This is a genomic window from Pedobacter sp. L105 (genome assembly GCF_009765875.1).
GTDB lineage: Bacteria > Bacteroidota > Bacteroidia > Sphingobacteriales > Sphingobacteriaceae > Pedobacter.
The window spans coordinates 1-13,145 of the sequence record NZ_LMUP01000012.1 but is presented as its reverse complement, the minus strand read 5'-3'; the positions used below and the strand labels follow the sequence as shown (position 1 = coordinate 13,145).

The following is a 13,145-nucleotide window of genomic DNA, read 5'->3' as shown; positions in this document are numbered from 1 at the left end:
AGGATTAATTACATTTTTGCAACCGTTTTGCCCATGTACCAGAACAGGTAGCTAAAAAACGGGGCCGCTAGCACATCTACTGTATAATGTACATGCTGGATCAGCAATAGAACAGCTAATACAGCTGTCGCCGCAAATATGATGGCTTTTTCGCGTTTATCTTCCAGACAAAGCCCTACCAGAAACAGCGTGGCCGTATGTCCTGAAAAAAACAGGTCTTTAGTGATCGGGTTAGCCCCATAAAATATGATAGAGAAAGGATCAGACAAATGGATGAGATGTTTTGGGGCATCAAGCGGAACCATAGCGATAGTGATCATCCTTACCGAGCATAAAAAAACATACCCCCATAACGCCGTGATGCAGTTGGTGGAATTTTTCCTCATTCTCCAGAAAAAAAACCCGGAGGCCGGATAAAGAATCAAAAATATATAAGAAGAAACATCCCGTGCCGGCAGCTCGTTCAGCACCCAGTCGTTAAGGAGCACCCCGCTTCTGGGCTGAATCAAAAGAAAAAAGTCCTGCAGATAAAACACAATCATCCCCATGACAAATATCCCCAGAAGGAGCTTTACGCGGAAGGCCGGATAATCCCAGGCAAATCGCCAGGACAACTGTTTAGATTGCATTAATATCGGTTAGCTAGTTTTTATCCCTGCAAATATAAAAATTACATTTTCCTGAAGGCCTGTTTTAGGAATTAAATTGTGATTAAAATTAACACTAAGTAATTATTATATTAATATAGTACATTTTAACCAAATAGTATATGAATATATCTATCCAGGAATACAGCTGTATTTATTGAAATTTACTATATTAAGCACAATGAAATTCAAAACTAACCACATATACCCTGTGCTGCAATCAGTCATTACGGCGCTAATGATGATCTTGTTACTGTCCCAATGCCAGCGTACTGCTCCGAAAAAAGTAAAAAGGGATATTTCCATTACCCCTAAAAATGCAGTTACCGGTTTATATGTTGATAGCCTGCAAATGGAAAAATATATCAGCACCAAACAGTTGGATGATAGTGCTGCCAGCCGTTTAAGGAATTTTTATAACAGCAGGAATTTTCAGTTTGCCTGGCTGGCGGAGACAGGGCTTGCAGAACAGGCAAAAGTATTCTATGACCTGGACAGAAATTATATTTCCGCTTCGCGCGATAGTACTATACAGGATCAGCAGCTTCATCAGCGTTTAACGGAGTTGATGGCTAAGGATACTCTTATCCATGCGGCAAGCCCCGGGCTGGCGAACCTGGAACTCGCATTGACTGAACATTTTTTTCAATTCGTTTCCCATGCGTATTCCGGTAAACTAGACCCGGCATCACTGCAATGGTATATTCCAAGAAAAAAAGTAGATGCTGTAGCTTTACTCGATTCATTGGTTGCCAGAAAAGGTAAGGAACTAGAAAACTGGGAACCTGTAAACAGGTATTATACCACCCTCAATAAAGAACTGATCCGCTGGTATGCAATTCAGAAAAAGGACAATTGGATAAAGATTGCCCCTGCCCTGCTTAAACAATCCAGACCGGGAGATTCATCAGCAGTTATTACCCAGCTAAAACAGCGGCTGGTTGATTTCGGAGATCTGGCCCCTGCAGATACTACGCCGGTGTATGATACGATTTTAACCACAGCGATTAAAAAAGCACAAAAACAGTTTGGTTTTTCTCCCAGCGGGGCTGCCGACCGCAACTTGATTGCTGCATTAAACGTACCTGTAGAATCACGCATCCAGCAGTTATTAATCAACCTGGAACGTATGCGGTGGACTCCACTAATACCCGATAGTAAGTTTATACTGGTGAACATCCCTGAATATAAACTCCATGTATTCGAATCTAAAAAAGAAGTGCTGAATATGGGTATTGTGGTTGGAAAAGCAGCTAACCAAACCGTGATCTTTAGCAAGGAATTAAAAAACATAGTGTTTAGCCCGTATTGGAATATTCCGCCAAGCATTGTGCGTGCAGAAATATTACCCGCTATGCAGCACAACCGTAATTACCTGGCGCAAAAAGATATGGAACAATACGGGTTTAGTGATGGCCTTCCACTGATCCGCCAAAAACCGGGCAACACCAATTCCCTTGGTCGCGTAAAGTTCCTCTTTCCAAACAGCTACAATATTTACCTGCATGACACGCCTGCGAAATCTCTATTTGCCGAAGAAAAACGTGCTTTTAGTCATGGTTGTATACGATTAGCACAGCCTAAAAAACTGGCCGAATATTTACTGGAAGGCCGCCCGGAATGGACTACCGAAAAAATTGATAAGGCTATGAATTCAAAGACAGAGATATGGGTAAGCATGAAACAGCCAGTACCGGTATTTATTACCTATTTTACTTCCTGGGTAGATAAAGATGGCCTGCTCAATTTCAGGGATGACCTTTATGGACATGATGCAGAAATGGCTAAACAGCTATTCAAAACAGTTGAATTAAAAAAACTTTAAACATTTTTTTAATTATACGGTTGTTTTGCCATTCTACTTAACAATCATTAAAAACATTGACCTATGGCAACTCCATCAAAAACTCCAGCAGTAAAGACTGCTCCTAAAACGACTGCAAAATCAACTGCTAAATCATCTGTAAACAAACCGACAGGAAATACAGGTAAAATGGAAGATTCAGAGTTTCATGAATTTTTTGTTGATGAATTAAAAGATATTTACTGGGCTGAAAAACACCTGGTAAAAGCGCTTCCAAAGATGAAAAAAGCAGCAACCAGTCCTGAACTGGCAGAAGCTTTTGACAAGCATACCCTGGAAACCCAAACCCATATCGAAACTTTAGAAGAAGTATTCGCCCTGCTGGATGAAAAACCGGTAGCAAAAAAATGTGATGCAATGGCTGGTTTACTGGAAGAAGCGGACAGCATTATTTCAGATACTAAAGCAGGTACCTTAGTTAGGGATGCAGGTCTTATTCTTGCGGCACAAAAGGTTGAGCATTATGAAATTGCAACCTATGGTACGTTAAAAACTTTTGCTGAAAATATGGGCCACACCGATGTGGTTGATCTGTTACAGCAGACATTAGATAATGAAAAATCTACTGACGAAGCATTAACACAGATTGCAGAAAGTTTTGTTAACGAACAAGCGGCAGCAGAATAATTTAAAAAAAGATCCAGGTGTTTCATCAGCACCTGGATCTTTTTAATCATTCCCCATTCTCCCCGCCTGTAAAGCGTCTGCCGAAGAGGTTGCGCTCATTGTAATGGTCGTGTTCATAAAAGGTTTGTTCATCATAAATATCACGGTTGATAAATTCACCGGTATAGGCATTGCGAACGGCAATCTCATGTTCTACACTTATTTTCCCTTTATAATAATCAGGTGCAGCTGCGAGCTGTGCTACAGTTATTCCGGGCAGGTAAACATCATCTTCACTTTCATGAAGCTCGGCCAGGCCTACAGGGATCAGCACTTTCCTATTTTCGATACCAAACACCCGTCCATCCAGGGCAGCAATTAAATATCTTACTTTCTGGGTAGCAGGATTAAACAGCAAATCATCCACTTTACCCAATTTAGCACCCAGTTTATCTTTGATATCCCAGCCTTTGATATCAGGTTCACCATCGGCTATTTCGTATTCACTGCCACTCAGTTCTTCCAGGTGGCGATAGTCGTTCAGATTTTCGTTTGTCATAAAATTAGCGTTTAAAATTTGAGGTTATTTAGGGTTGTTAAAAACTACGATCTGCACATTTCTGTTTTGCTGTTTTCCATGCGCAGTCAGATTGGTAGCGATAGGTTTATTTTCACCTAAGGAGTGTACGGATACATGCGTTTCGCTAAACCCGCCTTTTTCTATCAGCCAGTTCTTTACCGCAATAGCACGATACTTACCCAGTTTAGCGTTGTAAGCGGGATCGCCGGTTGCATCGGTACTGCCAAAAACAGCAATGTTAGCCCCTTTAAATCTCTTGTGCAGAGAAGATGCGATCTGATAAAGCTGCGCATCGGCACCAGGCTGAATAGTACTTTGATCTTTGTTGAACAGGATATTTTCGCCAAGGCCATAAATAGAATATTTATCATTTTTCTTTACCACAATCAATGAGTCTTTCAATTCATCATATCTGGTAGATGGAACGTTAAAATCTACTTTGTTCCAGTCCGGCTGCGTTGCCGCAAGAAGATGCGTATGCTCTCCTTTAAATGCCGTTGAATCTGCTATCACTGCTGTTCTGTGATCATTTTTATGCAGCAGGAAATAAACTATTAATCCTGCCAGGAGAAGTATAAAAAACCAGAACCACAGCTGGCTTTTACTTTTTGGTTGTACATTTAGGTCTGCCATAATCAGAGAGTTTTAAATATTATTCCGCTTATAACTACACCTGCGGCTATTTGTTTGTGCGACAGAAAGATTGGGACATCTGTCTTATTACCCCCTTTTTTTCTTAATTTTGATACAGGAAACCCTTCTCATTTTATGGCCAATAATGTAAATATTACTTCCAGCGGTATTCAAAAAGTATTGCGCAATTACAACGAAAAACAGGCACTTGCAGAATACATCTGGAATGGTTTCGACGCCAATGCAACTACTGTAGAAATCAGTTATTCGGCTAACGAACTGGGTTTTATAGATAGTCTTGAAATAGCTGATAATGGATATGGTATTAATTTTAAAAACCTGAAGATTAAGTTTGATCCTTTTTATGAATCGGAAAAAGCCCTTCAGCTGGCCATGAACAGGAATAAATCTGTCATGCACGGCAAGAATGGTGTTGGCAGGCTTACCTTTTTCAAATTTGCCAACGATGCGGAATGGCGTACAACTTTTTTGGAAAACAGCAAGTTAAAAAGCGGAAGGATACGTATAGGGGTTTCTGCACTGCATAATTATGAAGCATCCCTGCTGGATATTCCCCTGAGTGATCATCCAGGTACACAGGTGCTGTTTTCCAATTTGAAGATATCCGGCGAAGATCTCGAACAGGAAATTATTCCTTTTCTGAAATCCGAGTTTTGCTGGTTTTTGGAACTGAATAAAAAAACCGGACATGCAATTAAAATTAATGGTACTGTTTTAGATTATACCGATAATATACAGGATGAGGAAGATCATATTCTGCTTAGATACGAAGACAGCAATACCCTGTTTAAGGTTAAATTTATACAATGGAAAAGCTCTTTGAACAAAGAGTTATCAAAGGCTTACTTTATCAATGAAAGAGCTGAAGAAATGTATAAGGAATACACCACGCTTAATAAAAAAGCCGACGAGTATTTTCATAGTGTATATATAGAAAGCGAGTTCTTTACAGGTTTTGATTTTAACAGCTCTGAGTTTGACACACAGGTGAAGTTGTATAGCAGGTCTAAATCTTCCCCTGAATATAAATATCTCAGCAAGAAGATCAATGAGCTTTTAAAGGCGAAAAGGAAGATCTTCCTGAAGGAATATTCTTCCAGGCTACTGGAGCGCTATGAGAAAGAAAATATATTACCATTATACCAGGAAGCTGATATGGAACACCGAACAGACCTGATGAATGTATTAAAGGTATTGTATGAGATTCAACCCAGGTTATTCAGCAATTTAAGTATAGACCAGAAGAAAACACTGGTTGCACTGCTGGATTCACTTCTCTCTTCCAATAACCGGTTACAGGTAATGTCCATACTGGAAAGCATCATAGACCTGGAAGCAGAAGAAAAGGCAGAGCTTGAAATGTTATTAGGACTTACCGTTTAAGTATTTTTTTAGCCTCTTTTTTATCGAGAATGCGCAGGGTAAATTTTATCGGCGTAACAGGAAGATCGTGTTTATTGGTTTGTACGGCATTGATAGCTTCTGCCACATCCATTCCCTGCACCACTTCTCCAAAAATAGTATAATCGCCATCCAGTTTCGGCGTACCTCCTATTGTTTTATACACTTCTCTTTGTGCAGGAGTAAACTGATGCCCGGATTTTGAGGCGATGATATCCAGTTCTGCATCGGTGCGTACTTTTCCCTGCACCAGATAAATCTGATCCAGGTAAGAGCTTTTTTCGGGATTGTCATTTCTACCCTGGCCCAAAGCTCCCTTTTTATGAAAAAGATTAGGTTTAATCTCCGCATCAACACGTTGCAGCGGTACTCCAGGATGTAATTTTTCCCTGTCCAATATGGTTTCGTCCAGTTCCCCGCCCTGGCTTACAAAATCTTTAATTACGCGGTTAAACTCAGCATCTTTGAATAAACCACTTTTAATTCCTTTGAGGAAGTTATCCCTGTGTTTTGGCGTTTCATCATATAACATCAGGATCATGCTGCCTTTAGGAGTTGACAGTTGCACAAACCAGGTTTGTGCTTTAGCAAGTGATACTGAAAGAGATATCAGGGAAACAAGTATAAATAGTTTTTTCATAACATTAATCTTCCAACAATTCAGGAACAGGACGTTTTACATATAAATTGATTATGATCATCACCATGCCGACCATAATAGAAACATCGGCCAGATTAAATATACCTGTTTTAAAAAGAAGGAAGTCTACATGCATAAAATCAGTTACCGATCCGTAGACGATCCTGTCATATAGATTCCCTAGCCCCCCGCCAATTACAAAGCTAATTCCAAATGCCAGTAAACGGGGCAGATAAGGATGTCTGAGCAGGTAATAGATGCCGTAAGAAAGTGCAATTAAGGGAAGTAAGGATAAGAAAATGAATTTCACTGAACCTTCAAGCGAATCACCTGTACTTAAAAACGCACCGGAGTTCTCTATTTTAGTTAGGATAAAATGTTTACCTATCACATTTATAGTTTGATCGTATGCAATATTCAGCCTGGCCTCATATTTAGAGAACTGATCGAATATCATATTCGCTATGACTATGATCAGTACATAGATATTTCTTTGCTGTTTATTCATTATCAGACATTAATTGGTATAAACATAAACCCTTTTACTTTAAATCTCAAATAAATAATGATAAAGAGACAAAACAGAATTCCCACGGCAGTGTTATAACGACCAAAATCTATTTTATAGCTATCATGGAAAAAAAGAAAGACTCATTTTTTGAGACAATGTCAACTAAAATCACCTGCTGGACAGGTAGTTCCTCAGCATTTGGTATTGCACTGGCGGTAATCATCATTTGGGGGGTAACCGGACCAATCTTTAAGTATTCAGACACCTGGCAATTGGTGATCAATACGGGTACTACGATCATTACTTTTCTGATGGTTTTCTTAATTCAGAAATCGCAGAATAAGGATGGTAAAGCTATCCAGCTTAAATTGAATGAGCTGATCGCTGCAAGCAGGCATGCGAGTAACCGTATGGTTGATATCGAAGATCTGACAGAGTCAGAATTAGATGTATTGCATAAATACTATCAAAAACTTTCTGATGTAACCCAGGATGATGACGATATACACCATTCGCATTCTATAGATTCTGCAAAGGAGCTGGAAGAAAGAAAAAAAGATCTCAGAAAAGAGGAAGGGATTTAAATAACGATGATCAAATGATCTTTGCTATAAAACAGTCAGCCGACCTGGTTTTTAAGGTCAAATCACATCATGTCCGTCAAAAAAAGCACTTACCTTATCGGTAACAAGATAATTATTAAAATAATTTAAGGTTGATACAATAAAGTGAAATTCTAAGCGTCTGTATATATGAGAGCGTTAATTTAGATAGCGGGGATACGTCGGAGGATGTATCCCCGCTTCTTTTTTTTAATCTCAAAGCCCCTTTAAAACAGCCCTGGCAACAGCAGGAGTATCATCATTGTAATGATGGTTACCAGGGACATTCAATTTATGAATTTTATCGGTTTCCTTTAGCACACCGTAAAAGTCACTTTCTTCGTCTTTTCCAAAAATGCACCACACCGGCACCGCAGATTTAAGCAATTCAGGATATACTTTATATTTTTCGTTTGCTGTAGAAGCCCCAAAATTGAGCATATTTTTAAGTTTCACTACATATGCGGTAGTAAGGCCTGGCGAAAGCAATACCAGCGAATTAATTTTTGCTGATAGCTGTTCTGGCAAATGTGCCGGTAAAAAGGCACCTACATCTGCCCCAAAGGAATAACCGATAATGGAGAATGATTCCTTATTCCAGGCTTTAAGATAAGCAGATAAGATCATTTTCATATCTCTGGCAAATTCATCAGGGGTTTTCCCTGTCCAGAAATATTTACGGGTATCGAGCGCAATAGTAGCATATCCACTTTTCCCCAATTCATTAACCAGTCCTTCAGAAAAGCTGTTCCAGCCTCCATCCCCTGTTAAATAAACTAATACCGGCTTGGATGACCGCTTAAATTGTACGTGTAAAGGGTAATCAGATAAGTCTGGGGCGGTTTGTGCTGATGCCTTTAGCAGACTAAATGTAGCTACTAAAAGGCAGAAGCATAGTTTCATCTTCCGTGTCATGAGTAAAAATTAGGGTTTGGCCAAGTACGCCAATACTTTTTCTGAATGGGCATCGCCTTTTAAAAATCCCGTATAGGTAAAAACTACTTTTCCAGACAGGTCTATCACAAAGGTTTCTCTTCCGGTAAAGGTCATTACACTTTTAACACCGAACATTTTCAATACTTCGTTGTTCGGGTCGCTTAGTAAAGTAAATGGCAGGTTATGATTCTTTTGAAAACTCTTATGACTTTCTACAGTTCCCGAATTGATACCGATTACCATCGCTTTAGCATCTTTATACTGGCTAAAACTATCGCGGAAGGCACATGCCTCTTTTGTACATACTGAACTCTCATCTTTTGGATAAAAATAAATCACCAGTTTTTGCTTGCCGATATAATTCTTAATATCGAATGTTTTGCCATCCTGATCTTTTAAAACGAATAAAGGGACTTTGTCACCGATTTTAATGGTACCATCTGTTTGTGCCGAAGCCGCTCCAATGGTAAAAAGGAATACGAACAGACATAATAATAATTTGAAGTATTTCATAAATTTTTGTTAGATCACAAAGCTTAGAAGAATAGCGCACAATAAACCGGATATAAAGAAATTTTACATTTTTCAAACCAATAATCTTCTGCGTAAGATCTCTTCCAATTATCAATAATTTGCAGTTTTATTTAGAAAACAACATTATTGGTATAAGGTTTGTAAACTATATACCAATAACACCTATGCTCCGGTCAGGAAATTAATAGTTTATAGCTGACAGATGTATAGCTGTTAAAACGCTTAAAATAATGAAACAAATACACGTAGTAGAAGATGATCAGGACATCAGACAGATCATAGAATTTATCCTGGAAGAAGAAGGTTATGGTGTAAAATTATTTCCCAATGTGAGCACTTTTCACGCTGCCATGAATGATAACATTCCGGATTTGTTTTTACTGGATGTGATGTTGCCTGATGGGAACGGACTGGAACTATGTAAAGAAATCAGGGCGATGAAAGAGATTAAAAATGTGCCTATCATAGTGATGTCTGCACATGCCCGCCCGGAAAGTATTAATATGCAGCAATGTGCAAATGATTTTATTAGTAAACCCTTCGATCTGAATGATATTTTGCAAAAAATAGATAAACAGATCACGCTTCACTAAAAAATAAATCTTTTAAGGTAGGTGCAGCAGGTCCAAAGTATTAACCAACCTAAAACTAAATGGCCTGCTGCCTACCTGAATTTCTAGTCTGGTGGTTCTTTAACAGACTCTTTTAAACGAATAATTAATTTTAACATCCTGATTAAGTTTAGGGTTCTTAAATAGGTAGTTGCAAAAAAAGGGCAAATGTCCTATGCCGATTGAAAAAAAATATTAATTATTTTATATTTTCTATAAATAATCTAAATTTTCGAGGCTGATAGATCATTTTTTACGATCTGAGTTATGAAATATTTGGTGACATTTTACCCTGAAAGATCAAAATATTTTAATTTAACTTAGCCTTATAAGCTACAATTAGTAGTTGTATAAGAGCCGAAGCTGAAAATAAGGAGTATTCATTAAAGTTTTTTGATTGGCTTTTGATCTATAAAACCATCAGTGATTATGGCAAATTTCTGGTATAACTATGTATCAGGTGATCCGACGTTAGCCTCAAGTTATTCACTGGCTGCCGGTATGCCGAGCTGTCCTCCGGTTGGGTGTTGTATATGCGCTATATTTGCTCCTGCCGGCGGGGCAACGCCAACGGCTCCCCTTGCTGTAACTTTACGGACGAATATCTTAAATGCACTAACCAGATGCCTTCCGCAACCAAATGTTTTGGTGATGGGCTGTCCCCCCTGATCGCAGCTTAAAGATTAGCATCAAGGATAGGTTATCAAACTATCCCTGATTAAGCTGGTATAAATCCTGCCTGGCGCAGGATTTTAATTAATCGTTTTCCAGTAGCGTAGCCTGGTTTAGAAATTTGTTAATCCCTTCAATTTCGCTGGTTAAGATTTCTACAATTGTATTAACCAAAAAAGGATCAGTTGTTAAAGGTCTTTCGGTGTTTTCTGCCGTTTTGTTTTCCATGATTTATAAATTATCATTTAATTATACTCGACTTATTATTTTATAAGTCTAATATAGCTAATTAATCATGTGATGTACCGTTTTTTTTCTTAACAATACTGCGTTTAAAGCCCCGAATGTTAACAATTAAAATTTATTTTAATCATGTAAGTGTATTTAATACACAGATATCAAAATGAAAATATGCGAAATCAATTCGTTAAAGCCATTTAGTTATTTTTCACTCTTAGAGATCTAAAATTTATAGGTTATACACTAGTAAAAAATAATAGCTGATGAAATGTGGAAAAAAAGCCGGGCATTGTTCAGTCTACCCGGCTCATGCATTAATCGTATAGAGTTAATGTAGTCATGAGGACTACCCAAAGATATTAATATTTCAGAATTAAACAAAAGAAACAAATACAAATACTTACTATTCAGACAACTACCTCAAACCTTACGAATTAGTATCAAAAAGCTATTCCATGATATCACTCCATTCGCTCTGCTGGGAGGAAGAATCTATATTGAGTTTAGTTACTGGTATAGAAACCGTGAAACTAGTTCCTCTGCCCTGTGTACTCCTAAATTCTATTGACCCTTTTTGCAATTCAATAAATTCCTTACACAAAATGAGTCCCAGTCCAACACCCTTTTCGTTATTCGTTCCGAAAGTCGATTTAGCTTTTAAAGAAAATACATGTTTTTGATCCGATTCGGCGATTCCCTTACCAGAGTCAGTTACTGTAATCCTGCAATCATCATCTACCACAACCATAATCTGAATATTCCCACCCTCCGGGGTAAATTTAATCGCATTGTTGATTAAATTACGGATAACCAGCATTAGCATATTAGCATCTGCCTGAACATAAATATTTTCGTCTATATGATATGTTAAAATGATCTCCTTCTCATGGGCAATACTGGTTTCCACTTTAAGCATGTCCCTTAGGGTTTTCATCAGGTTTAGGGTCTGCGTATTAACCTGAACACCTTCCAGCTGTGATTTTGACCACGATAACAAATTGGCCATCATGTTAGACGTGTTTTTTGTAAGTGAAAGCAGTTTAAGCTCTATCTCCTTCTTCTCTTCTTCTTTTAAAGGAAACGCTGTTAAGAGCTCGAGGTAACTTTGTATAGAGGCCAGCGGGCTCCTCAGATCATGCGCCACGATAGAAAATAATTTGTTTTTCTCCCCGTTAACCAGCTCCAGCTGAATGTTCTTTAATTCTATATCCAGAGCCTTGTCAATAGCAGATTTCTTTTCTGTTTCGTAATTTATACGGATATATCTCAGTGAATAAAATATAGATATGATGACCACCATATAAGCCGAAATTGTATCGGTATAACGGCTGAGTTCATTTTCATAACTACTGGGTACCCACGAAGGAATTATATATTGTATCACACATAAAGATGTCACAACGACAATATTAACCAGTAACCATATCCACTGCTGATGCTTAGGTGCAGTTGCGGATAACAGATAAAAGAAAAGTGCAAATAAGATCAGGGTAGGCCCGTTAACTCCTGAATTAATAAAGTAAATCGCGGTAAAAAACACATTCCCAAATAAGCCAAGACCTAAAACGCTGTAGGTGAATTTCTTTTTTACCCTGGAAACATAATATAACCAGGCAAATCCTGAAAGTGCGATCAAACAGATTAGGGCAGCTTTTGGCAATCCTACAAAATAATTAAAAGGAACATTATAGGCCAGCGCAAAAAAAGCTACAATACATATAGAATGATAGATTCTTGCTTCCAATGAAAATTCAGATGCTCTCCCTATGAGTTTTAACTGAATTCTTTTAAGCCTTGATTTGAGATGCATGAATCGAAACTGTGAAAACAAATATAGCATTTAAAGGTGTAAAAACTCGGTTTTTCTCACTCACAAGAGATTATTTTGTAATTTACCAATATGCTAAATTGATTTCCTGAATACGCTTCAATAATTTAACAGGTTTAGCCAAAGAATAAATTTTTATTAGTTTCTGTTACTTGTTTTTTAAAAAAATAACTATTTTTGAGAGGGAAATGGTGTCTTCCTTTTAAAAACCGCATTTGCTGATGACGCCTGCTAACTCCGCACAATTAAATTGTGCCTAATGTATTGCAGGTGAAAAACAAATCGACTAACAATCAGCTTTCCAATGGCTACAGCCTTTTCATAAACAACATCATGAAAAAAAGATACGCATCTCTGGCGAATTATTCCATATTTAAACATCTGTTACGCTGGACTTCCCTTGTATTCCCTATTGCTATTACCACAGGCAGTGCCGTTGCCCTCTTTTTATGGTTACTAAGTTCAGCCATACACTTTCGTTTTCTGCATAGCTGGCTTCTTTTTCTCCTGCCTGCCGCAGGAGTATTGATCTACCTTATCTACCAGTCTGTAGGGAAAAATTCTGAGAAAGGAAATAACCTCGTGATCGAAGAAATTCACCAGCCGGGTGGCGGTATTCCTACAAGAATGGCCCCTATTATCTTAGTTACCACTGTGATCACCCATTTGTTCGGGGGATCTGCAGGACGTGAAGGTACAGCCGTGCAAATTGGCGGCAGTATTGCCGGTATGTTTGGCAACTGGTTTAAATTAAACGAACAGGATACCCGGATCATGCTGATTGCAGGCATCGCTGCAGGATTTGGCGCTGTGTTTGGT

At 38.3% G+C, this 13,145-nt stretch carries 15 protein-coding genes and 1 riboswitch; of the genes, 6 read left to right on the top strand and 9 right to left on the bottom strand.

Annotated elements, in window-relative coordinates:
- Nucleotides 1–8 precede the first annotated feature (8 nt).
- Nucleotides 9–629, bottom strand: coding sequence for a phosphatase PAP2-related protein (locus tag GSQ84_RS22820; protein WP_158799697.1), 621 nt, complete (start codon nt 627–629; stop codon nt 9–11).
- 199 nt (nt 630–828) lie between these two features.
- Here GSQ84_RS22820 and GSQ84_RS22815 point away from each other — a divergent pair, with 199 nt between their 5' ends.
- Nucleotides 829–2,472 carry a murein L,D-transpeptidase gene (locus GSQ84_RS22815; RefSeq protein ID WP_158799696.1) on the top strand — a complete coding sequence of 548 codons (1,644 nt, stop codon included), beginning with the start codon at nt 829–831 and terminating at the stop codon, nt 2,470–2,472.
- Nucleotides 2,473–2,535: 63 nt separating this feature from the next.
- Entirely contained in the window at nt 2,536–3,138 is a 603-nt protein-coding gene (locus GSQ84_RS22810; protein ID WP_158799695.1) for a ferritin-like domain-containing protein, read from the top strand.
- A 46-nt stretch (nt 3,139–3,184) separates the two neighbouring features.
- Here the strand turns inward: GSQ84_RS22810 and GSQ84_RS22805 are convergent, their stop codons facing one another.
- Both GSQ84_RS22805 and GSQ84_RS22800 read right to left on the bottom strand, forming a co-directional pair.
- Nucleotides 3,185–3,676, bottom strand: coding sequence for a PRC-barrel domain-containing protein (locus tag GSQ84_RS22805; protein ID WP_158799694.1), 492 nt, complete (start codon nt 3,674–3,676; stop codon nt 3,185–3,187).
- 24 nt (nt 3,677–3,700) lie between these two features.
- Complete coding sequence (locus GSQ84_RS22800; RefSeq protein WP_158799693.1) at nt 3,701–4,330, bottom strand: OmpA family protein; 630 nt, start codon at nt 4,328–4,330, stop codon at nt 3,701–3,703.
- A gap of 135 nt (nt 4,331–4,465) precedes the next feature.
- Here GSQ84_RS22800 and GSQ84_RS22795 point away from each other — a divergent pair, with 135 nt between their 5' ends.
- Entirely contained in the window at nt 4,466–5,734 is a 1,269-nt protein-coding gene (locus GSQ84_RS22795) for an ATP-binding protein (RefSeq protein ID WP_158799692.1), read from the top strand.
- Here the strand turns inward: GSQ84_RS22795 and GSQ84_RS22790 are convergent.
- Nucleotides 5,724–6,392 carry a peptidylprolyl isomerase gene (locus tag GSQ84_RS22790; protein ID WP_158799691.1) on the bottom strand — a complete coding sequence of 223 codons (669 nt, stop codon included), beginning with the start codon at nt 6,390–6,392 and terminating at the stop codon, nt 5,724–5,726. The genes GSQ84_RS22795 and GSQ84_RS22790 overlap by 11 nt on opposite strands.
- A gap of 4 nt (nt 6,393–6,396) precedes the next feature.
- Nucleotides 6,397–6,900 carry a signal peptidase II gene (gene lspA / locus GSQ84_RS22785; protein WP_158799690.1) on the bottom strand — a complete coding sequence of 168 codons (504 nt, stop codon included), beginning with the start codon at nt 6,898–6,900 and terminating at the stop codon, nt 6,397–6,399.
- A gap of 158 nt (nt 6,901–7,058) precedes the next feature.
- Between lspA and GSQ84_RS22780 the strand changes: the two genes are divergently transcribed.
- A complete protein-coding gene (locus tag GSQ84_RS22780) occupies nt 7,059–7,487 on the top strand; it encodes a low affinity iron permease family protein (RefSeq protein WP_371416425.1) in 429 nt (142 codons plus the stop codon).
- Between the two features lie 234 nt (nt 7,488–7,721).
- On the opposite strand, the gene GSQ84_RS22775 is transcribed toward GSQ84_RS22780, so the two are convergent.
- Nucleotides 7,722–8,420, bottom strand: coding sequence for an alpha/beta fold hydrolase (locus tag GSQ84_RS22775; protein WP_158799688.1), 699 nt, complete (start codon nt 8,418–8,420; stop codon nt 7,722–7,724).
- Nucleotides 8,421–8,429: 9 nt separating this feature from the next.
- Nucleotides 8,430–8,954, bottom strand: coding sequence for a peroxiredoxin (locus GSQ84_RS22770; RefSeq protein WP_158799687.1), 525 nt, complete (start codon nt 8,952–8,954; stop codon nt 8,430–8,432).
- Nucleotides 8,955–9,205: 251 nt separating this feature from the next.
- On the opposite strand from GSQ84_RS22770, the gene GSQ84_RS22765 reads away from it, so the two are divergent.
- Entirely contained in the window at nt 9,206–9,568 is a 363-nt protein-coding gene (locus GSQ84_RS22765) for a response regulator transcription factor (protein ID WP_158799686.1), read from the top strand.
- A gap of 774 nt (nt 9,569–10,342) precedes the next feature.
- Here the strand turns inward: GSQ84_RS22765 and GSQ84_RS22760 are convergent.
- Nucleotides 10,343–10,486, bottom strand: coding sequence for a hypothetical protein (locus tag GSQ84_RS22760; RefSeq protein WP_158799685.1), 144 nt, complete (start codon nt 10,484–10,486; stop codon nt 10,343–10,345).
- 460 nt (nt 10,487–10,946) lie between these two features.
- A complete protein-coding gene (locus tag GSQ84_RS22755; protein ID WP_254070954.1) occupies nt 10,947–12,242 on the bottom strand; it encodes a sensor histidine kinase KdpD in 1,296 nt (431 codons plus the stop codon).
- 259 nt (nt 12,243–12,501) lie between these two features.
- Nucleotides 12,502–12,564, top strand: a riboswitch (Fluoride riboswitch).
- Nucleotides 12,565–12,659: 95 nt separating this feature from the next.
- On the opposite strand from GSQ84_RS22755, the gene GSQ84_RS22750 reads away from it, so the two are divergent.
- A partial coding sequence (locus GSQ84_RS22750) for a chloride channel protein (protein ID WP_174238688.1) occupies nt 12,660–13,145 on the top strand: 486 nt, incomplete at its 3' end.

Excerpts from the sequence above, each read along its gene's own strand:
- GSQ84_RS22820 (WP_158799697.1), bottom strand. The coding sequence starts at position 629 with ATGCAATCTAAACAGTTGTCCTGGCGATTTGCCTGGGATTATCCGGCC.
- GSQ84_RS22815 (WP_158799696.1), top strand. The coding sequence starts at position 829 with ATGAAATTCAAAACTAACCACATATACCCTGTGCTGCAATCAGTCATT.
- GSQ84_RS22810 (WP_158799695.1), top strand. The coding sequence starts at position 2,536 with ATGGCAACTCCATCAAAAACTCCAGCAGTAAAGACTGCTCCTAAAACG.
- GSQ84_RS22805 (WP_158799694.1), bottom strand. The coding sequence starts at position 3,676 with ATGACAAACGAAAATCTGAACGACTATCGCCACCTGGAAGAACTGAGT.
- GSQ84_RS22800 (WP_158799693.1), bottom strand. The coding sequence starts at position 4,330 with ATGGCAGACCTAAATGTACAACCAAAAAGTAAAAGCCAGCTGTGGTTC.
- GSQ84_RS22795 (WP_158799692.1), top strand. The coding sequence starts at position 4,466 with ATGGCCAATAATGTAAATATTACTTCCAGCGGTATTCAAAAAGTATTG.
- GSQ84_RS22790 (WP_158799691.1), bottom strand. The coding sequence starts at position 6,392 with ATGAAAAAACTATTTATACTTGTTTCCCTGATATCTCTTTCAGTATCA.
- lspA (WP_158799690.1), bottom strand. The coding sequence starts at position 6,900 with ATGAATAAACAGCAAAGAAATATCTATGTACTGATCATAGTCATAGCG.
- GSQ84_RS22780 (WP_371416425.1), top strand. The coding sequence starts at position 7,059 with ATGTCAACTAAAATCACCTGCTGGACAGGTAGTTCCTCAGCATTTGGT.
- GSQ84_RS22775 (WP_158799688.1), bottom strand. The coding sequence starts at position 8,420 with ATGACACGGAAGATGAAACTATGCTTCTGCCTTTTAGTAGCTACATTT.
- GSQ84_RS22770 (WP_158799687.1), bottom strand. The coding sequence starts at position 8,954 with ATGAAATACTTCAAATTATTATTATGTCTGTTCGTATTCCTTTTTACC.
- GSQ84_RS22765 (WP_158799686.1), top strand. The coding sequence starts at position 9,206 with ATGAAACAAATACACGTAGTAGAAGATGATCAGGACATCAGACAGATC.
- GSQ84_RS22760 (WP_158799685.1), bottom strand. The coding sequence starts at position 10,486 with ATGGAAAACAAAACGGCAGAAAACACCGAAAGACCTTTAACAACTGAT.